The 20083-nt window shown below is 37.6% G+C and carries 19 protein-coding genes; 8 read left to right on the forward strand and 11 right to left on the reverse strand.

Annotation, left to right across the window (positions count from 1 at the left end; all coding sequences use genetic code 11):
• Positions 1-91 precede the first annotated feature (91 nt).
• The 8 genes from Q7O90_RS01220 (at position 92) to Q7O90_RS01255 (ending at position 6199) form a co-directional block, all read left to right on the forward strand.
• On the forward strand, positions 92-1279 hold the full coding sequence (locus tag Q7O90_RS01220; protein WP_304126463.1) for a phosphoribosylaminoimidazolecarboxamide formyltransferase: 1188 nt from the start codon (positions 92-94) through the stop codon (positions 1277-1279).
• Between the two features lie 36 nt (positions 1280-1315).
• The gene (locus tag Q7O90_RS01225; RefSeq protein ID WP_205764001.1) at positions 1316-1513 is read left to right on the forward strand and encodes a hypothetical protein; all 198 of its coding nucleotides are present in this window, start codon (positions 1316-1318) and stop codon (positions 1511-1513) included.
• Positions 1510-2355 carry a PQQ-binding-like beta-propeller repeat protein gene (locus tag Q7O90_RS01230; RefSeq protein ID WP_304126466.1) on the forward strand — a complete coding sequence of 282 codons (846 nt, stop codon included), beginning with the start codon at positions 1510-1512 and terminating at the stop codon, positions 2353-2355. Before Q7O90_RS01225 ends, Q7O90_RS01230 begins: the two co-directional genes overlap by 4 nt.
• Before the next feature lie 204 nt (positions 2356-2559).
• Entirely contained in the window at positions 2560-3279 is a 720-nt protein-coding gene (locus Q7O90_RS01235; protein WP_304126467.1) for a DUF4241 domain-containing protein, read from the forward strand.
• Between the two features lie 16 nt (positions 3280-3295).
• Positions 3296-4180, forward strand: coding sequence for a LysR family transcriptional regulator (locus tag Q7O90_RS01240; protein WP_304126470.1), 885 nt, complete (start codon positions 3296-3298; stop codon positions 4178-4180).
• Between the two features lie 140 nt (positions 4181-4320).
• On the forward strand, positions 4321-4770 hold the full coding sequence (locus tag Q7O90_RS01245; protein WP_304126471.1) for a hypothetical protein: 450 nt from the start codon (positions 4321-4323) through the stop codon (positions 4768-4770).
• A gap of 15 nt (positions 4771-4785) precedes the next feature.
• Entirely contained in the window at positions 4786-5658 is an 873-nt protein-coding gene (locus Q7O90_RS01250; protein WP_304126473.1) for an acetyl-CoA hydrolase, read from the forward strand.
• Positions 5659-5671: 13 nt separating this feature from the next.
• Positions 5672-6199 (forward strand): DUF1097 domain-containing protein, encoded by a 528-nt coding sequence (locus Q7O90_RS01255; RefSeq protein ID WP_304126475.1) that lies wholly within the window; start codon positions 5672-5674, stop codon positions 6197-6199.
• Between the two features lie 462 nt (positions 6200-6661).
• Here Q7O90_RS01255 and yneA read toward each other — a convergent pair whose 3' ends face one another.
• From yneA to Q7O90_RS01310, 11 genes are all read right to left on the reverse strand, one after another.
• The gene (gene yneA / locus Q7O90_RS01260; protein ID WP_304126478.1) at positions 6662-6964 is read right to left on the reverse strand and encodes a cell division suppressor protein YneA; all 303 of its coding nucleotides are present in this window, start codon (positions 6962-6964) and stop codon (positions 6662-6664) included.
• 285 nt (positions 6965-7249) lie between these two features.
• Positions 7250-7738, reverse strand: coding sequence for a Cys-tRNA(Pro) deacylase (gene ybaK / locus Q7O90_RS01265; RefSeq protein WP_106056881.1), 489 nt, complete (start codon positions 7736-7738; stop codon positions 7250-7252).
• Between the two features lie 3 nt (positions 7739-7741).
• Entirely contained in the window at positions 7742-8557 is an 816-nt protein-coding gene (locus Q7O90_RS01270; protein WP_106056882.1) for a TVP38/TMEM64 family protein, read from the reverse strand.
• A complete protein-coding gene (locus tag Q7O90_RS01275) occupies positions 8523-9842 on the reverse strand; it encodes a methionine gamma-lyase family protein (protein ID WP_304126483.1) in 1320 nt (439 codons plus the stop codon). The genes Q7O90_RS01270 and Q7O90_RS01275 overlap by 35 nt, the downstream gene beginning before the upstream one ends.
• Complete coding sequence (locus tag Q7O90_RS01280) at positions 9842-11005, reverse strand: tyrosine-type recombinase/integrase (protein WP_304126486.1); 1164 nt, start codon at positions 11003-11005, stop codon at positions 9842-9844. The genes Q7O90_RS01275 and Q7O90_RS01280 overlap by 1 nt, the downstream gene beginning before the upstream one ends.
• Positions 11006-11013: 8 nt before the next feature.
• Positions 11014-11940 carry a tRNA (adenosine(37)-N6)-dimethylallyltransferase MiaA gene (miaA, locus tag Q7O90_RS01285; protein WP_304126488.1) on the reverse strand — a complete coding sequence of 309 codons (927 nt, stop codon included), beginning with the start codon at positions 11938-11940 and terminating at the stop codon, positions 11014-11016.
• 23 nt (positions 11941-11963) lie between these two features.
• The gene (gene mutL, locus Q7O90_RS01290) at positions 11964-13904 is read right to left on the reverse strand and encodes a DNA mismatch repair endonuclease MutL (protein ID WP_304126491.1); all 1941 of its coding nucleotides are present in this window, start codon (positions 13902-13904) and stop codon (positions 11964-11966) included.
• Positions 13905-13915: 11 nt separating this feature from the next.
• Positions 13916-16513, reverse strand: coding sequence for a DNA mismatch repair protein MutS (mutS, locus tag Q7O90_RS01295; protein ID WP_304126493.1), 2598 nt, complete (start codon positions 16511-16513; stop codon positions 13916-13918).
• 21 nt (positions 16514-16534) lie between these two features.
• Positions 16535-17329 (reverse strand): TlyA family RNA methyltransferase, encoded by a 795-nt coding sequence (locus Q7O90_RS01300; protein ID WP_304126497.1) that lies wholly within the window; start codon positions 17327-17329, stop codon positions 16535-16537.
• On the reverse strand, positions 17313-19190 hold the full coding sequence (gene dxs, locus Q7O90_RS01305) for a 1-deoxy-D-xylulose-5-phosphate synthase (protein WP_304126498.1): 1878 nt from the start codon (positions 19188-19190) through the stop codon (positions 17313-17315). The genes Q7O90_RS01300 and dxs overlap by 17 nt, the downstream gene beginning before the upstream one ends.
• Positions 19190-20083 (reverse strand): polyprenyl synthetase family protein, encoded by an 894-nt coding sequence (locus Q7O90_RS01310; protein WP_304126500.1) that lies wholly within the window; start codon positions 20081-20083, stop codon positions 19190-19192. Before Q7O90_RS01310 ends, dxs begins: the two co-directional genes overlap by 1 nt.

The following is a 20083-nucleotide window of genomic DNA, read 5'->3' on the forward strand; positions in this document are numbered from 1 at the left end:
ATGCAATATATAAGATGAGAGGCTGTTTTAATAGCCTCTTATCTCGATTATAAGAGTAAGAATTGTCGCGTAGTTACGAGTGGTGAATGAAATGAAAAAAATCGAATTAAAATACGGATGTAACCCAAATCAAAAGCCAGCTTCTGTGTATATGGAAGACGGGTCAGAGTTACCTTTTGAGGTTTTAAATGGCAAACCTGGATATATTAACCTTCTAGATGCTTTAAATGGATGGCAGCTGGTAAGTGAAATAAAGGAGGCGACTGGTAAAGCTGCAGCAGCTTCTTTTAAGCATGTAAGTCCTTCGTCTGCTGCTGTTGGGAGAGTTATGAGCGATAAGCTTAAAAAAGCTTGCTTTGTAGATGATATCGTTGGCCTAGATGAATCTCCGATTGCAACAGCATATGCGAGGGCTCGTGGGACTGACCGTATGTCATCATTTGGCGATTTCATTTCTTTGAGTGATACTTGTGACGAAACATGCGCGAAGCTAATTAAGAGAGAAGTTTCTGATGGTGTAATTGCTCCAGAGTTTACTGACGCAGCACTAGAGGTATTGAAACAGAAGAAAAATGGAAATTATCTGATTCTCAAAGTGAATGAGAAGTTCAGAGCACCTGAAGTTGAGACAAAGCAGGTATTTGGCGTTACTTTTGAACAGAAGCATAATGATATAAAAATAGACAAGACTTGCCTTAATGATGTAGTGACTGAAATAAAGGATATTCCAGAGGATGCTAAGGATGATTTGATAATTGCCTTAATAACACTTAAGTATACACAGTCAAACTCTGTTGCATATGCAGCAGATGGTCAGACAATTGGAGTAGGAGCTGGTCAGCAGTCGAGAGTTCACTGCACTCGTCTTGCTGGCTCAAAGGCTGATAATTGGCATCTCAGACAATCTGAAAAGGTACTCAATCTACCTTTTAAGGAAGGTACAAAGAGACCTAGCAAGGATAACTTTATAGATAGATATATAGCTATGGAAGATACGCCTGAAGCTAGAGGGGATTTTGACTGGGAGGAATTATTCTCGGAGAAGCCTGAAGTCTTTACAGTTGAAGAAAAAAGACAGATTCTTGATGCGATTACAGGCGTATCAGTAGCATCAGATGCATTCTTTCCATTTAGCGATAATATCGACAGAGCTCATGAAAGTGGTGTATCGTATATTGCCCAGCCTGGAGGCTCGACCCGCGATGATCTAGTTATTGATTCTTGTAACAAGTATGGAATAGCTATGGCGTTTACAGGATTCAGACTGTTTCATCACTAAATTTAATCTTTTTTAATACTAAATTTGGTGATTCGGATGATTAAAGAAAAAGCACTTGTTACGCTAAAGAATGATATAGAGGTAGAATATCCGTTTTCGGATGATTTACCCATGATCTTCTTAGGTGAAATCTCTAATATGCCGGAGCATGGAATCTTTATCGGAAGGTCTGGAAAAAGCTATTTTGGATATCATATAGATAGCTTTAGAGAACTTAACGAGGAAGAAATATGAATCATTTGATAGCATATCCTTTGACTTGGGATGATATTGAACTAAGAGCAAATAATACTGTTGGAATATATAAGATAAAGAATAAAATCGCAGTGCTTAGCTGTGTATCTTATACTGCTCATGTAGATGATTCAAAAGATTATATGCAGGGATTTATACTTACAAATTTTTCTACTGATTTTACGAATCATGGACAGATTCGTCTTATGGATCTAGACGACATATCGGCTCTCGATTGCGAGCTTAACGAGAAAGATGGGAGATTCATAATTAATACAAAGAAATATAAGGGATATCGCAAGTCCTTAGAAAAGTTGATAGAAGTCACTGATGAAGAACTAAAAGTGATAGGGGATGCGCCTACCCCTTTAGATAATATCTATAGTGACGGCAAGGTATATTGCTTCGGAAATATAGAGGTTTATATGCATTCAGCCTTTATAATGGCATGTCGGGAGGCTGATTCAGGTAAAGTTATTTGGAAGACTAAACTGGGTGCATATCTTTATACAGATGTTGATGAGAAAGATGGTATATTGTATTTCGGAACGGATGGAATGGGCGGAAAGTTCTTTGCTGTGAACTTGTCTGATGGAAGTATAAAGTATAGCTATAACACAAAGGGAACATCTAATTTTCTATATTACAAAGATTATGTACTTCTGTCGAATGAGAAAAACAAACCTGTTTTGATAAATAGAAATGACGGTACCCTATATAAGAAGCTCGAGTTTGATAAATTCGAAATAACAGTATATCAGCAAATGATAATAGATAATGATAAGCTTTATGCTATTGCGGCAAAGGGAAACACAGCCTATGCTGTGTGCACGGATCTATAGTAAGTATTGAAATTTATATTTTATATAAAACAAGTTTGAAAACATCAAAATTCCTGAGCATAGCAGTTATACCTCACATAGAGCTGGCGGCTTTGATTATAAGAAAAGGCATATGAAGGTAATAAATTCATATTAGAAGAAGGTAGAGTTTATTGCGATGCTTACCTTGGAGTAATGAATGCCTGGGGGAATGAAAGGAGTAATATGGAAAAGCTGCAACCATCAATTGAATGGAAGAAAAGGTATGAAGCGGTCAAGAACCAGCTTACATCACCGGTAAACTATGCAAAGTGCTTTGACATGAAGGAAATTCAGGGCAAGGAGGTATTCATTTTGGATATGGGTGAAATTGAATTTCCTACAGGAGACATACTCGTAAGGGATCCATTAGTATGGCTAAACAGAGATGAAAAAGCATATTTAACATCTGTGCCGAGGGGAAAATATAGAATTGAAACGTTAGTTGTAAAATTAGAAGAAGATCACTACAGGTACGCACTAAGCAGAGTGAGATTTACAGAAAGCGTCCCGAAGATTTATTACGAGGCACTTAAGGGTGATGAAAACCTAGATGATGTAGATGGTGATAGCATATTTGGATTTAATGTAGATGCTGGTCTTGCAACTATAGTTGATGTAGCGACAAGGAACGCATACTGTGATTTTAAAGATAAATGGTATGCAGAGAATCCTGACAAGAATATATATGATGATTTTTTTGCTGAGGTTTTTGCAAAGAATGCTGAGGACAATCCAGATTATCAAAGAGAGGGTGGAGACTGGATAAACTTTAAAATACCAAATTCAGAACTCTCAATTCCCATGATACAATCAGGATTTGGGGACGGAAGATATCCTGTCTATTTTGGTTATGACGAAAACGGAAAGCTTTGTGATTTAGTTGTTGAATATATATATATTTAGCATAATGAGGTGTATTATGAATGACCTTCAAATAGATTATTTTATGGCCGTAGCCACTAATTCGAGCTTTACCAAGACATCGGAAGAACTCTTTGTATCACAGCCTGCAATTTCCAAGCAAATTGCACTTCTAGAAAGAGAGCTTGGGGTTAAGCTATTTATTAGAAATAATAGGAGAACAGAACTTACAGAGGCTGGTAAGAGATATTTTGATTTTTTTAGCCGATACAAGACTGAAATGGGCAATATTAAACACGAAGTATCTGAATTAGATGGCATTACTGCTCAGACAATAACCATCGGGATACTTGAAGGTTGGGATTTTGCATCATGGCTTACTAACGCTATAAAAAAGTATAGAGATTCACATGGTTATGTAGATATATTGATTAATTATGTCGGTGCCAAGGAAGTATCAACGCTGCTCCTTACGGATGAGATTGACATTGCAATTTCGCTAAAAAATACTTTTGACACATTCGCAGAGATAGAATCTCGGAATATACTCGAAACCAGAAAGAAACTCGTATATAACAAGCAAAATATGTTAGCTATGAAAGGAAATCTAAGTCCAACAGATTTTGCTAATGAAAAATTTTTTGCGCCCTGGAGCATCATGGATGATACAGTTACAAAGAGTATTAACATGTATATGCAGCCATATGGCATCAGGCCAAAGATTCAGTTCGTAAATAATTTCGAATCGATGATTAATTGTGTAAGATATAACCTTGGTGTTGCAATTTGCGATGAATTTACGGGATATCTCAATGATAAGAATTTAGAATCAATTGATTTACAGGAAAAAGAATTTATCTGTGCTGGAATGATTAAGAACAGCACTAATGATGAGGTTAGGGAATTATATGATCTGATTATAACTTATTCTGCTGATTCATAACAACGCGGTTATGTAGAGCATACCTAATATTCAATTATACAAAGGGACCTTGTTTGTTTAAAATATAGACAAACAAGGTCGTTTCGATTTTAACGATTTTGAGCTATGAATTGTTTTTATTATGGATGGAGGGTATTACAATGCCAAAGAGTAAGAAACTAACTGCAGTATATGCACTCATTATGGATTTACCACTCAGCATCGTTGTTACTATGGTAGCACTTGCACTAGGTGGTAATCTGACAATCGAAAGATTTATTCCGAGCTTCTGCTTAGCTTATGTACTTACATTTTTTATTAATTTTCTGCCTGTTGGTATGATAGGTTTTAAATTCGCAAGTAAATACGCAGAAGATAATACATTCAAGTTTGGACTTCTTGCAAATGTTGTCATAGCTTTTTTCTTTGTAGTTATCTTGGATTTAGTGATGACAGCTTTTGGTGTGTTCATAGCTGGTAATGGAACGATGAATGACTATTTGTTTGCTGTTGTTGCTGGCTTTATACCATGTTATATTCCAACACTAATTATAGCGATGATATGGTATCCCGTAGCAGACAAGGCTTCAAGAGCAATTTGTCATGAATAAATAGGAGGTGTTAGTATGAATAGACCAGAATTCTATCCAGTCAGGAGTCTAATATACGTTGATCTTGCCCATGAGGATTATAGGATAAAGCTTGAAAATTGGTTATACAGGTATCATATTCCAGATAGCATTTCGCAATTTGGGCCGTATGTGTCAAAGTATGCATTTTATCAGGCTCTTCCGACACCTCCAGGTGGTGAAAGATTTGGTACTGTAAGAATGCAGATGACAGAGCACTACTGGCTAGCAAATCCAAATGATATTAGAAATTTCGTACATCATAAGGCACTGACAGAGTATTTTCCTAAGGATGTACTAATATGGCAAAATAATATGCCTGATGAGGGGAACTCTCATAAAATTAATAAATCCGAAGAGGTTAATTTTGAAGGTGATGATGCGAGAGCTACAAAAGGGAGCGAAGAATTAGGAACAGTTCCATTTATATTTGCATTTATCCCGGTATGGTGGGAAGAAGATTTCAAGGGTGAAGGCAGAACTGTTGAAGATGGACCAAACTATAGATGGCAGTTTATGGTTCATTACCCTGAGGGTGTTACTCTTGAAGAAGGAGATAAGTGGCTTAAGGAAGAATTCTTACCAGCCTATACAGAACAGGATGAAGTAATTAGATGTTTATCTAGCAAGATAATAAAGGAAATAAATGGCTGTGATTTTGATCGCGTTGTTGAAATGTGGTTCCCATGTCAGTCCGCGTGGGTAGCAGCGACAGAAAAGGCTGCTAAAAAAGTAAAAAAGCCATCCTGGGCTGAGACTACGGATTTCCCATACCTCAAAAAGTCATATGGAATCTCGGGAATTTTCTTATCAGATATAGCAAGATCAGATAATATGACTGGTTATCATGGTTATATTACAATGAGGTAAGAACGGAACTAATATGAGTAGAAGGGAAAACCTTAATCGCGACGGCAGCAAGGGTAAGTATAAAGAGGTGCTTACCCTTGCTCTCTTAGTTGGAATTCTTCCTCCAACATGGGCAGTAATAAGCCCATATATAGGAGTTCACGTTGGACCTATAGCACTTATAGCTGCCGGCATATATGGTGCAAATGGCAATAAGTCCGAAGACTCCTTTAAAATAGCTGCCGGATATATCGCTGGAGATATATGGTCATTAATTGCTACAATCGTAATGCAAAAATCACCAATTAACGCGAATATTACACTTTGGTCTACTTTATTTATACTGGGATTTATTGCAGTCATAATATCTGCAAAGTTCCCCAGTTTGGTATATCTGCCAAGCTTTCTAGCAGGATGGGCGATAGCGATGTTATCGATGAATCTAGATTCAACAACTCCATTAATAAGGATGACAATTGAAATCGGAGTAGCGATGGTTGTGGGTGTCTATTACGTCGGGGCTTTGATAGATAAGATACATAAGATGGTAAATAATAAATAGAGATAATAAGTGAGAATTTTAGTCAATAATGACTATGAGATGCTTCGTAATATAATAAATGTTTCTGTATTGATATGTTGTGAATGATAAGGAAACTCCCTGAATGATTTAGTTTAGGTAGTTTTTTATTAAAAAAATAATTAAAAGACATTTAAAAAATATAAAGGTATTATCACAGTGAAGCAAATAAGTATCGATGGGGACATGAATCTAATGAGATACAACTATTCCTAAAATCATAATTTTGGGAATAGTTATAAAACAAGAAATATGGCTGCCACGGAGGCAGCCTCGTAAATGGAGCTTTATGTATTTGACAACAAGTGATGTAACACTGTACCAATACCTATGTAATAATAAGGAATATATACTCTGTATTCGAATATCTACCGTAACACGGAGGGGTCATATACCCTTATCTCATAAAAAACGCCTCTAAGGCGAAATTTTGGCCTCGCTTTTTTACGACTCTACTGGAACTAGAATAGTATCTCCTGTTTTTACATCAGAAGCAGATATACCATTAAGTTCACATATCTTGTTAACTGTGCTGCGAGGATCAACGTACTTGCCACTATACTTATTAGCAATAGACCAAAGTGTATCGTTCTGTTTAACTTCAACTTGTCTATATGTATCTGAAGTACCAGCTTCAGTTGTAGCGAAACCTAGTAAGCTGTACACGAGCATAGTCATGCTTAATACTGTTACTAGGACAAATATAAAAAATCTAACTGGCGAAACGATTTTGTATTTCTTTTTCATAATGATTACCTCCGTATATATGATACTAATAGCTTATAGCTATGGTATTAACTATCAATGAATTAAAAAGAACAAATGTTCTATTTGGATGTTCATAGTATAACCCCTTACATATTTAAAGTCAATAAGAAAAAGAACAAATGTTTGAAAAAATATAAAAAGATGCTGTAATTCTGTATTTACAGCATCTTAAGGATGATAAGTTGTTCGAAATATTAATAGTTTTTTCTTGTTTTATTGCTTGGAAAGAATAGATATGGTAGGTATTGTATGAGTTTTAGATGACTATGCTGTTATATCTGCAAAAGACGCATCAATAAACTCAGCTAGTTTTTCTCCATTAATTATTATCTGGGCTCCCCTCTTTCCTGCCGAGATATATATATGATCATATAGTATTGCAGTTTCATCGATGAAGGTCGGAAAATGTTTTTTCATTCCTATTGGAGAGCACCCACCTCTAACATAGCCTGTTAGCGGAAGTAGCTCTTTTACATGAATCATCTCTATCTTCTTTGCACCTGCTACAGACGCTGCTTTTTTAAGATTTAACTCAGATGCAACTGGAATTACAAATACGAAATATTCTCCAGTATTTGAATGAGTTACCAATGTTTTAAAAATTTCTTCTTCAGATATTCCTAGTGCTGCAGCAACATGCTCTCCAGAGAGATCAGATTCATCATAATCATACTCACTTATATCATGGTCAATACCAGCGCTATCTAGCTGCCTCATCGCATTAGTTTTTTCAATTTTTTCTTTTTTAGCCATAATCTAAACCTCTAAACTATCTTCAGAATCTTCATAAGAGTCAATAAATTTAAGTAATAAATCGCGTTTTATATAACAAAATAGCATAATAATAATGCTAACAATAATCAAGAAAGCAATACCAAGGTAATTTCTATGTGCTAAAAACATTCCGAATAACAAGCTTTCAAGAATTCCCGGAGACCTGCCGAGTATCGAAATAAATATAAATGGTTTGATTTTTATATTTGAAATACCAGCAATATAGCTGGTGAAGTCTTTCGGAATACCAGGTATTAAGTATATGAGAAATATTATCACATAAGCGCGTCTACTATTAAGTTTTCTCACATATGATTTAACTTTTTCTTCGCCGAATATAACATGAAGAGCGTCATTTCCAAGGACTTTTGCAAGGTAGTAAGTGATTACTGTCCCAATGAAAGCTCCCGCTAGTGATATTAAGAAACCACCTAGTACCCCATATAAGTAACTTGATGCGAACTGTATCGGTTGACCTGGTATGATACATATGACGATTTGAATAATTTGCAGTAATATTAGAGGAATAAATGCAAAACCTTTAAAGTCATCAAGTCTATTTGATATATTTGACAAATAATCCTTATTGAACAACGTATCTTTATATAAGAGATATAACACGAGTGGAACAACAATTAATATAGCAAAAAGCAAAAATAGCTTACCAAAGGCGATTAACCGTTTAGAAATAGTGATATTACGTGTATTTGCACGTACATCTTGTTTTAAATCAGTTATTGTTGCTTTCGCTGTACATTCAATATTATTTTCTGTTTTCTCCTTGTGCTTTGTTGACATCTATTAAGCCTCTATTTACTAGCTCCTGCAAGCTTTTTATGATACCGAATCGAGCATGTTCATAAGTAAGACCGCCCTGATAGTAAGCAATATAAGGCTCTCTGAGCGGAGCATCTGCACTTAATTCAATGGAAGAACCTTGTACAAAGGCGCCAGCTGCCATAATCACTTGGTCATCATAACCCGGCATATCCCAGGGAATTGGGGTAACGTATGCGTCGATTGGTGCAGCAGACTGAATCGCCTGAATAAATGCTATCGCTAAGTCTGGATTCCTGAATTTGATTGCCTCTACTATGTCACTTCTCTCTGAAGAAACTGGCGGGCACACCTCATATCCGAGCATATCGTAAACAGTACCGCATAACATAGCTCCCTTTAGCGCTGCATTTACAACCTTGGGTGCAAGGAAAATTCCTTGAAGAACGGAACGATTTTGTCCAAAAGTTAATCCGCATTCAGAACCAATGCCTGGACACGTTAGGCGATATGAGATTCTCTCTATTAAATCTTTTCTTCCGCAGATATATCCACCAGAAAGCGCTAGTCCACCACCTGGATTCTTGATAAGAGAACCTGCAATTACATCCACTCCAAAATCAGTCGGCTCCTCTGCACTTACGAATTCACCATAGCAATTATCTACCATAACTATGATATCCGGGCGAATTTTGTGTATAAGATCAGTGACTTTACGGATGCTGTCCAAGGTTATCGCTGGTCTCCAGTCGTACCCTGTTGAACGCTGCATTGCAACTACCCGCGTATTCTCGTGGAGAGAATTTTTTATTGCCTCTAGGTCAACATCCAAGTTATCATTTAACTCAACTTCGCTGTACTCTATACCATAATCCGTCAAAGTTCCCATATAATCATGGTCATTAATGCCGATGACCGTCTGTAAGGTATCATATGGTCGACCTGTCACGTAAATCAGTTCTTCACCTGGTTTTAGTATGCCAAAAAGCGTCGTTGAGAGTGCATGTGTGCCATTGACTATATTTGGTCTTACAAGTGCTGCCTCTGTATTGAAGATGCTAGCATACACCTTTTCAACGGCTTCACGACCTGCATCGTCATATCCATATCCAGTGTTCCATGCGAAGTGTGAATCACTAATTTTATTATCCTGAAATGCACCGAGAACTTTGAGCTGGTTAATAGCACATATATCCTCTAGTTCAGTAAACTGTTTTTTTAACTGTTCCTCTGCCCTATCTACGATGTCTAGAACAGCAGGCTTAATACCAAAATTCTTTATGAGATGCTCATTATAGATAGTCATTAATCGTTGTCCTTTCTCTCTATCTCCCACTCCATATCTTTCACCAAATCTCGCTTTACATTCATCTTATGTGAAGCATAAAGCTGAGTTGTCGTTACTTGCTCGTGATCAAGTAGAGCTTGTACATCATAGATAGAGTTTCCACGACCTATGAGACTAGTGGCTGCTGTTGCGCGTAGCTTGTGCGGGCTATAACCGTTGTGTTTTGTAGTGTTAAGCGCGATTGCAGTATATTTTTTTACTAGCTCCCTTATCGACCTTGATGTCATACGTCTTCCTTGTAAAGACAGAAATAACGCATCCTCGTCGGCTTCCGTTTCTTCAGCAATCGAAGAACGTTCGTTGTTGATATAATCCTGAACAGTCATTTGTACTGACTGATTAATCGGCATGCTTGATTCTTTACCTCTTTTGCGATAAATGATAAATTCGCCACGAGAGAAATTAAATGAAGAAATGTTGAGCTGCTGAAGTTCTGAAAGCCTAAGACCATAGGTTAAGAAAAGAATTAGAATTGCTTTATCACGAAGCTTCGTCTTCTCCCAGTACTTGCGCTCATGTGGAGTCATGTTTGAACCAGTGCTTACCGCGTCAAGCATAATCATTACCTCATCATCCTGAAGTGCCTTTATCTCACGCTCACCAGGTTTCGGAACTTTTATTGGATCAAATCCATCAGTTATGTTGTTTTCAATAAATCCATCGCGATAAAGCTGTTTAAACATGACGGATACAGAAGATTTTTTGCGTGCGAGAGTTTTGTTATTATTCTCATAAATAATAATCTTATCGCCATCATCTACAGTGTACTTGCGGCAGAAATCAATAAATAGATTGACATCCATAGATGTTAGTTCGCGAATTTCTTCAAGTTTTATATTTTTTGGAACATCAGCATCTGTGAGCGAAGTATTACTAATGAGATAATCGAAGAAAAAACGCAAATCCTGCAGGTATGCAAGTCTAGACATGGGAAGAACATTTCCTTTTAGGTACACAAAATATGAACGCAAAAAACTAGGTAGTTCACGTTCAATTGCCTCACACTTCATGTATATTTCGTTTTCTTTTTCAATCACATTATCTGGTTTATCAGATTTATTGTGAATTTTGAGCCGCTTTGCATCGCTGCCAGCGGCTCCGATAGTTCTTTTGATAGTCATAGTCCAAATTATTTACTAGCTTCTAGAATTTCATCGACTACATTGCCAACCATCTGCCCCTTTTGTATCTCAATCCAGTGAGCATTTTCGTAGCGCTTAAACCATGTCAATTGACGTTTTGCATAGTGTCGTGTATTCGTTTTAATATTATTCACAGCTTCTTCAAGTGTAGCTTTACCATCAAGGTACAATAAGAGTTCTTTGTATCCGATACCTTTCATCGCTGGTGTTTCGCTATTATATCCCATAGAAAGAAGGTGCTTTACCTCTTTGAGTAGTCCCTCCTCCATTAGCTTATCAACACGTCTATTTATACGAGTGTAAAGCCATTCACGTTCCATATTAACTATATTAATCTTGAAATCATATTTAGTATTAGGTTCGAGTTTATCCATTGATTCCAATTTTGAGCCTAGTTCATAAGCTTCTATTGCCCGTATAATCTTCCTAATGTTATTAGGGTGAATTCTTGCGGCTGCATCAGGGTCTACTGCAGACAGAAGCTCAAATAGATATTCATTACCTCTTACCTCTGCAAGATGTTCTAATTCATCTCTACGCTTTAGGTTTATTGGCTTAGCTGCAAATGACATCTTGTATATAAGTGAGTTAAGATATAGTCCAGTTCCACCTACAACTATTGGCGTATTGCCACGTGCTAATATCTCGTCTATCTTCTCAAAAGCGAGCTTCTGATACTGTGCTACTGTTATATCATCAGACGGATCAACGAAACCATATAGATGATGAGGAATGGCTTTCATATCCTTTTGAGAAGGTTTAGCACTTCCTATATCCATATACTTATAAAGCTGAACAGAATCACAGTTTACAATTTCTCCCTTAACTCTCTTGGCGAGATAAAGTGCTACAATGCTTTTTCCAGCAGCAGTCGGTCCACCAATTATATAAACTTTTTTATTACCTATGGTCATAACGATTCCCCTTCTATATATTGTTAACGCTTAAATGCGCGCGAAATTTCTGATAATGTAAACCTAATGAATGTAGGCCTCCCGTGAGGACAACTAAATGGATTTACACAGTTTGACAATTGCTCGATAAGTTCCTCAATCTCCATCGTACTAAGCTTATTATTTCCTTTTACAGCGGCTTTGCACGAGCGCATGATAAGTTTATCGATAACGGTCGTATTCCCTCTATCAGATCTTGATTCTGTGTCCTCTATGTATGTGTGGAGAAATAGCTCTGCCTCACCTCTATCCATGTAGGTCGGAATGCCTCTAACGATGAATGTATTATTTCCAAAATCGTCGATATCGAAGCCTAGTCTAGCGAGATCATCCATCCAGAATCTTTCGGCAGCATATACATCGCTCGAAGTCTCAATGGAAAAAGGCATGAGCATTGGTTGAGATACGTGTTCCGAGTCATTATACACAGTGATAAAACGCTCGTACATGATACGCTCGTGTGCAGCGTGTTGATCAATTAAATATGCTATATCAGTTGATTGCATGATAATGTATGTATCAAATAAGTATCCCTTATATACTAGTGAATCAAAATCAAATGTCTGGACATTAGGTGCTTTAATTGCAATCTGCTTTTTAATTATAGCATCATCTTTAACATTATCGTTGATTTTAACATCATTATTATATGCATTTGATGCGTTATTATTATGATTAGCTTCTTCAAAACCACCCTTTACAGAATCTGTATCAGTGTAATTTTGTGCAGGTTCAGCTAATCCATCAGGTGTATATGTATCAGTGATATCTGAAACCCTCGTTTTAGATGCAAGAAATGACTTTATATCAACCTGTGTACTCTTTTCATCGGATTTTAGCGAATTGTCTTGATAGGTCTCTGAAGAGAGTCTTTCAGCGTTTGAAGTGGTAATATCCACTGCTGAAGAGGCTTTTGTATCAGAAGTGCCTTCAGACCTAAGACCAATTGCTGAAGGAATCGTATTCTCTGAGTTAATTACACGTTTGATAGCGTTTTCTATGTCTTTAACAATATCTTCTTCGTGTAGAAATTTTATTTCCTTCTTATTAGGATGTATATTTACATCTATAGTCTCCGGGTTAACTTCAAGAAATAAGATGCAGATCGGATGACCGGAGAATATTCTGTCTCCGTATCCTTTTATAATGCCCTTTTCAATAGTAGAGCTACTGATATATCTGCCGTTTACGAAGAATATCTGCCCTCTTTTGTTGCTCTTTGTGCTTCCTGGATCTGAAATAAATCCATGAACATAGTCACCGTGAATTTCTATTAGTTGGCGGTAAGATGGATATATTGACTGAATTGTAGTGAGGATATCACCAGTGCCAGGTGTTGCAATAACAGTCTGTTTGTTGTTAATGAGTCTGAAAGCAATGTGGGAATAGTATATGGCAATCTTTTGAATCATATCGATGATCACTGTTGCTTCTGCAGCATCGCTCTTCATAAATTTTCGTCTTGCAGGAGTGTTGTAAAATACGTCCTCAACCACCATGGTAGTACCAGTATTCATACCAGTCTTTTCTATGCTTACAGTTGTTCCTCCTTGCATCTTGAGCTTAGTGCCCAGTTCAGAATCAGCAGTCTTGGAATAGACTGTAATTCTTGAGATTGCAGTTATACTAGCTAGTGCTTCACCTCTGAACCCAAGAGTATTTATATGATCTAGGTCGCTGAGTTTTGATATTTTACCTGTTGCGTGTCTTTCAAATGCCAGTTCAATCTCATCGCTAACTATTCCAGACCCATTATCTGTTACCCTTATGTATGACTTACCACCATTTTTGATTTCAATTACTATCTGCGAGGAGCCAGCGTCAATAGAGTTCTCAATCAACTCTTTGACAATAGAAAGTGGGCGTTCAATGACTTCACCTGCAGCTATTTTATCTGCTATAAACTCATCGAGAATTCTAATCATAGTAACTCCTTCTATTTAACTTTATCCTGGATTTCCTTCAGTTTTAACATTGCTTCCATCGGGGTGATGTTATTAAGGTTTATATCCTTTATTTCATCGACAATTTCTTCATATTCGTTATCGCCATCTGCTATGATACTCTGTCCAAAGAATGATATCTGATCACTCGAAAGTGGTGATGAACTAGAACCAGACTCAAGTTCTCTGAGCTTTGAAGCAGCCCTTTTACGGATTTCAGAAGGAACCCCGGCGATTTTTGCAACATGAATACCGTAGCTTTTACTAGCAGGTTGCTCATATATCTTGTGGAGAAATACAATATCACTTCCCTGCTCACTTACGGCAACAGATAGGTTTTTAACGTTTGCGTATTTACTTTCGAGAACGGTTAGCTCGTGGTAGTGAGTAGCGAACATGGTCCTAATACAATTTCCTGGTTTTGACAAAAACTCAATAGTAGCCCATGCAATTGAAAGGCCATCGAAGGTACTAGTACCCCTACCGATTTCATCAAGTATGATTAGACTACGCTCAGTCGCATTTCTAAGGATATTTGCTAGTTCACTCATCTCAATGTAGAAAGTCGATTGACCGTGAGATAAATTGTCGGAAGCACCTATTCTAGTGAACACTCTATCAACCGCTCCAATATGAGCATGTTCACAAGGAACAAATGACCCAATCTGTGCCATCAGCACTATAATGGCTGTTTGTCGCATGTAAGTGGATTTGCCAGACATATTAGGACCTGTGATAATCAGCATACTGCGTGATACTGTGTCAAGTAGCGTACTATTCGATACGAATAAACCTTCTCCTATCATCTGCTCAACTGCTGGGTGGCGACCTTCCTTAATGTCTATTACATTAGAATCATCTACAATTGGCTTTACGTATCCATATCTTGAAGCGACATCGGCAAGAGAAGTCAGGACGTCGAGAAGAGCTACTGAGGCAGATGCTCTTTGAAGCCTTGCAAAATATGGTTCGATAGAGGCTCGAACTTCTTTAAAAATCTCATATTCTATATTATTAATTTTAGCCTCAGCTGATAAGACAAGGCTCTCCTTCTCCTTCAGTTCTGGTGTTATATATCTCTCATTGTTGACGAGTGTTTGCTTTCTTATGTAGTCATCTGGAACGAGAGGAAGATTAGATTTACTAATATCGATATAGTATCCAAATACCTTGTTGAATCCAACCTTTAAATTCTTAATACCTGTACGCTCTTTTTCTCTAGTCTCAAGACCTGTAATCCATTCTTTTGCATCTTTGATCGATAATTTTAGACTATCAAGTTCTTCGGAGTAACCTGGTTTAATGAGATCTCCATCCGTGATTGTAAATGGAGGTTCTTCAACAATAGAATTCTCGATAAGATCCTCTAGCTCCGAAAAATCGTCAAGAGATGAATAGATTTCGTTTAAAAGAGGCGTATCTATATTGCATAACTCATCTTTTATTGAGGGTAGCTCTCTAAGAGTAGTCTTAAGTGCTATGAGGTCTTTTCCATTAGCTCTCATGCTCGCTATCCTGGCTGTTAGACGCTCAAAATCATATACGTGTTTTAGTGACGATACTATATTCGCTCTATTAACTGGCAGATCAACTAGTGTTTCAACCGCATCCAGCCTCTTATTGATCGCATCGCTATCCTTTAGAGGTTCTTTAATAAACCTTCTGATAAGTCTTCCACCCATTGCTGTATGTGTCTTATCTAAAACGTCAAGCAACGAGCCCTTCTGGCTCTGATTATATTGCGTCTCTAGCAGTTCTAGATTGCGCATAGTAGACCTATCTAGAATCATATTTAGGCCAGATTCCTTTAGAATTAAATGCTTAATCTGTGGAGATGCATGCTTTTCGGTTTCCATTAGATACAGAAGAAGCGATCCTGAGGCAATTGTTACTTCCCTCTTATCCTGTATATCTAGAGGAATAAGAGAAGTTACTTCAAATTGAGACAAGAGTATATCTTCGCAAGACGAATATTTAAAATATGATTCATCTATTGTATTTATATATGTGCCAGGTGATGTCTTAGAGTATGTTTCGATAAAATCTGAAGAGGTTTCATCAAAGTAAATGATTTCTTTAGGAGATATTCTTACAAGCTCAGAAATCAACAGCTCGTTGTCATGATTATCACGGACTTCAAGTGCTGTAAATTCACCGGTAGTGATATCAGTGTATGCTATCCCGCTAGTCTTTTTAGTAATGTATACAGAGGCTAAATATAAATTGTCTTTCGCATTTGTGGACTCATCTATATCAATTGTTCCAGGAGTAATAATTCTTATTACTTCTCTCTTCACAATGCCTTTAGCCTCTTTTGGGTCTTCAATCTGTTCACAAATAGCAACTTTAAATCCTTTTGCTACTAGTTTAGCAATATATGAATTCGCTGCATGAAAAGGAACACCACACATAGGTGCCCTTTCTTCTAAACCGCAATTTCTGCCGGTTAACGTAAGTTCCAATTCACGAGATGTTATCAGAGCGTCGTCAAAAAAAAGCTCATAAAAATCACCTAGCCTATACATTAACAAGCAGTCCTTGTATTGCTCTTTTATGTCGAAGTATTGCTTCATCATCGGTGAAAGGCCCATAATCTCCCCCTTTGTATGTTATTAATAATCGAGCTCGCCGTGAGCTATATTCACAACCTCTTGTGGCGAGATTTTCTCAGATGATTCTGTTTTCCTGAGATATAGTAGATATTCAATATTACCCTTAGTTCCTTTGACAGGAGAATAATCTAACCCATGTGGATATAGTCCGTTATCAGATGCATAGACGATGACATTCTCTATCACCTCCACGTGGACTTTACTATCACGAACTATGCCTTTTTTCCCCACCTGCTCTCTACCTGCTTCAAATTGCGGCTTAATGAGACACATAACCGCTCCTGTATCCTTGAGAATTTTTGATGCAACAGGAAACATATGCCTTAATGAAATAAATGAAACATCGATGGATATGAAATCGATCGGCTCTTCAATAAGGGTTGTATCGAGATAACGAATGTTAGTTTTCTCCATGTTGATCACCCTAGGGTCTACACGTAGCTTGTAGTCGAGCTGGCCATAACCAACATCTAGAGCGTAAACTTTTAGTGCTCCGTTCATGAGCATGCAGTCGGTAAAACCGCCAGTAGAAGCTCCCATATCAACAGCATAGCAACCATTTAGTTTGATATTAAATGATTGTATAGCCTTTTCCAACTTTAGACCGCCACGACTAACATATTTAAGAAGCTTGTCTTTAACTTTAAATTCACTATCTACATCGAATTTTTGACCAGATTTAGTCTCAACAATTCCGTCAACTGTTACAAGACCAGCCATTATTGTACGCTTTGCGTTATCCCGTGATGAGGCAAGTCCATTATTCACGAGTATGACATCAAGCCTTTCTTTCAAAGTACTCAGTTGCTCCTTTCACTATATCATTCGCTGTCATTCTGCATTCAATACGAAGCTGTTCTATAGAGCCTTGTTCTATAAATTTATCAGGAACTCCAAAGTTAATTAACCCATAATTATTTCCTGTTTTAATCGCTTTGGCAGCAAGTATTTCTCCAAAACCTCCGCGAATAACATTATCCTCTAAAGTAATCACAAGTTTAGTATCTATTTTAGTCAGGTCTTCTTCAAACGGACTTACTACACATACGTTTGTTACACCAACGTCATACCCCTTTGACATGAGTTCTCGTGCAGCATCAAGTGCAGTGTCGAGCATATTTCCAACTGCAAAAATAGTAATATCAGCACCATCAGAAAGCTTTATATTTGTACCTGTAAATGCCTTTAATTTGAGATGATTAAATTTGGAAGAACCACGAGGGTATCTTATAGCTACAGGGGAATTCATATTCTTTACAGCATATTCGAACATCTCTTCAAGCTGCGCTCCATCCGCAGGTGCAAACACTGTCATATTAGGAATACTTGAAAGATAGCTAAGATCAAATACACCGTGATGTGTTTCACCGTCTGCACCTACCAGTCCAGCTCTATCAACTCCAAAAATGACATGCTGATTTTGTATACATACATCTTCAATGATTTGGTCATATGCCCTCTGAAGAAATGAAGAGTAGATTGGCGCAACTGGAATCATGCCTGCTTTTGCAAGTCCTGCAGCAAATAGTACAGCATGTTGTTCAGCAATACCGACATCAAAGAAACGATTTGGAAGCTCATCGCAAAATGGACCTAGCCCGGTAGCGGTTCCCATGGCTGCTGTAATAGCAACTATTCGGTCATCTTCTTTTGCTAATTCTAGTAACTTGTTACCAAATACTTCTGAGAATGAAACCTCACCTGATGGGCCTTCTGACGATAATAAATTACCGTCATCAATACTAAATGGACCGACACCATGGAATTTTCTAGGAAATTTTTCGGACCATGAATAGCCTTTACCTTTTGTCGTAATAACGTGAACGATAGTCGGTCCTTCGACCGCATTTGCTGCATTAAATGCCTCTATGAGCTTAGGAATATCATATCCATCAATTGGACCGATATACTTAATGCCAAGTTCTTCAAAAAGGATTCCCTGTTGATCTAGCACTGAAAGCTTAATTCGTGATTTTGTTCGACTTATTCCATTTGAAATAGACTTCCCTATCAGCGGAACTCTATTCAGTGATGTGCGTACGGATTTTTTTGCATTTATATAATTAGATGAAGTACGAAGACGCTGCAAATGCTTTGACATAGCCCCTACGTTATGAGCGATGGACATGCCATTATCATTCAGTATTATGCGTATCTTTAGCCTATTAGAACCGATGTTATTTAAAGCTTCATAAACCAACCCACCGGTCATGGCACCATCCCCTATTAGCGCAACTACTTCGCTATCTTCTCCTTTTAAATTGCGAGCCACTGCGTAGCCAGCGGCTGCACCAAGTGATGTGCTACTGTGACCAGTATCATATGCGTCATGGACACTTTCATATGCTTTAGGAAAACCGCTTAGCCCCTTAAATTTACGGAGTGTATCGAATTGATCAGCTCTGCCCGTGAGTATCTTATGTACATAAGTCTGATGTCCGACATCATAGATTAACTTGTCAACAGGACTGTTGTAAACCTTATGCATAGCAACAGTTAGCTCAACTACACCGAGATTTGATGCAAGATGACCACCAGTTTTAGAAACTTTCTGAATCAAAAATTCCCTGATGTCACTGCATAGTTCCTCGATTTCATTTTCGTCAGCTGATTTTATAATAGATATCAGATCTTCATGTTCAAGATCATATTTCATTATGCTCTCCTCTGTTCTAGCTTAAGTGCTAGATCTCTAAAGAATTTTTTATCTGATGTTTCAAATTGTTCAATCGATTCAATCGCATTTATTGTAAGGGCGTGTAGCTCTTCTTTTGCTTGTTCTATACCGTTTACTATTGCAAAATTAGCTTTTTCCTGCTGGGAATCTTTGCCAGGTGTCTTGCCGAGTTCTTCTATTGAACCTGTCATATCCAGTATATCGTCGGATATCTGAAATGCTTTTCCAATACATCTAGCGTATACGTTAAATGCATCGATTATAGATTCATCCGCTCCAGCTATACTTAAACCAGCAATAATTGGTGCGCAGATAAGAGCTCCTGTCTTGTTTTCTTCAATAAAATCCACATATTCTTGTAAATTAACTTTTGTGCTATTCTCGACATCTACCACCTGACCGGCTATCATCCCATTAACTCCGGCAGCTTTTGCGATTATAAGACCTGCTCGGCAGTGTCTCCTAAGCTTCTCGAGATTATCAAATTGATATGTAAAATCCCTGAACATCAGTTCCATAGCAGTATTCAGTAGTGCATCTCCTCCGAGGATTGCAATATCTTCTCCAAATACTTTATGGTTAGTTGGATTTCCGCGACGTAAATCATCGTTGTCCATCGCTGGTAAATCGTCATGAATTAGCGAATAAGTATGGATATATTCAATTGCACATGCAAATGGGAGCGCTTCATATATGTTGCCGCCAGCAAAATCACATGCAGCTAATAGTAGTACAGGGCGAAGCCTCTTACCTCCGCTCGTCACGCTGTATTTCATGGATTCAAAGAGCGTTTGCGCTTTAGCATCAATCCTAGGAATGTAATCGAGCAAATGCTCTTCGATAAGAGCTTTATATTCGTTATAATCGTACAT

This window comes from Mogibacterium diversum (genome assembly GCF_938028775.1).
GTDB classification, from domain to species: Bacteria; Bacillota; Clostridia; order Peptostreptococcales; family Anaerovoracaceae; genus Mogibacterium; species Mogibacterium diversum_A.

Excerpts from the sequence above, each read along its gene's own strand:
- Q7O90_RS01275 (WP_304126483.1), bottom strand. The coding sequence starts at position 9,842 with ATGACTATCTATAATGAGCATCTCATAAAGAATTTTGGTATTAAGCCT.
- Q7O90_RS01230 (WP_304126466.1), top strand. The coding sequence starts at position 1,510 with ATGAATCATTTGATAGCATATCCTTTGACTTGGGATGATATTGAACTA.
- Q7O90_RS01225 (WP_205764001.1), top strand. The coding sequence starts at position 1,316 with ATGATTAAAGAAAAAGCACTTGTTACGCTAAAGAATGATATAGAGGTA.
- miaA (WP_304126488.1), bottom strand. The coding sequence starts at position 11,940 with ATGACCATAGGTAATAAAAAAGTTTATATAATTGGTGGACCGACTGCT.
- dxs (WP_304126498.1), bottom strand. The coding sequence starts at position 19,190 with ATGAAATATGATCTTGAACATGAAGATCTGATATCTATTATAAAATCA.
- Q7O90_RS01255 (WP_304126475.1), top strand. The coding sequence starts at position 5,672 with ATGAGTAGAAGGGAAAACCTTAATCGCGACGGCAGCAAGGGTAAGTAT.
- mutS (WP_304126493.1), bottom strand. The coding sequence starts at position 16,513 with ATGGGCCTTTCACCGATGATGAAGCAATACTTCGACATAAAAGAGCAA.
- Q7O90_RS01250 (WP_304126473.1), top strand. The coding sequence starts at position 4,786 with ATGAATAGACCAGAATTCTATCCAGTCAGGAGTCTAATATACGTTGAT.
- Q7O90_RS01245 (WP_304126471.1), top strand. The coding sequence starts at position 4,321 with ATGCCAAAGAGTAAGAAACTAACTGCAGTATATGCACTCATTATGGAT.
- mutL (WP_304126491.1), bottom strand. The coding sequence starts at position 13,904 with ATGATTAGAATTCTCGATGAGTTTATAGCAGATAAAATAGCTGCAGGT.
- yneA (WP_304126478.1), bottom strand. The coding sequence starts at position 6,964 with ATGAAAAAGAAATACAAAATCGTTTCGCCAGTTAGATTTTTTATATTT.
- Q7O90_RS01310 (WP_304126500.1), bottom strand. The coding sequence starts at position 20,083 with ATGTACGATTATAACGAATATAAAGCTCTTATCGAAGAGCATTTGCTC.
- Q7O90_RS01235 (WP_304126467.1), top strand. The coding sequence starts at position 2,560 with ATGGAAAAGCTGCAACCATCAATTGAATGGAAGAAAAGGTATGAAGCG.
- Q7O90_RS01280 (WP_304126486.1), bottom strand. The coding sequence starts at position 11,005 with ATGACTATCAAAAGAACTATCGGAGCCGCTGGCAGCGATGCAAAGCGG.
- Q7O90_RS01270 (WP_106056882.1), bottom strand. The coding sequence starts at position 8,557 with ATGTCAACAAAGCACAAGGAGAAAACAGAAAATAATATTGAATGTACA.
- Q7O90_RS01220 (WP_304126463.1), top strand. The coding sequence starts at position 92 with ATGAAAAAAATCGAATTAAAATACGGATGTAACCCAAATCAAAAGCCA.
- Q7O90_RS01240 (WP_304126470.1), top strand. The coding sequence starts at position 3,296 with ATGAATGACCTTCAAATAGATTATTTTATGGCCGTAGCCACTAATTCG.
- ybaK (WP_106056881.1), bottom strand. The coding sequence starts at position 7,738 with ATGGCTAAAAAAGAAAAAATTGAAAAAACTAATGCGATGAGGCAGCTA.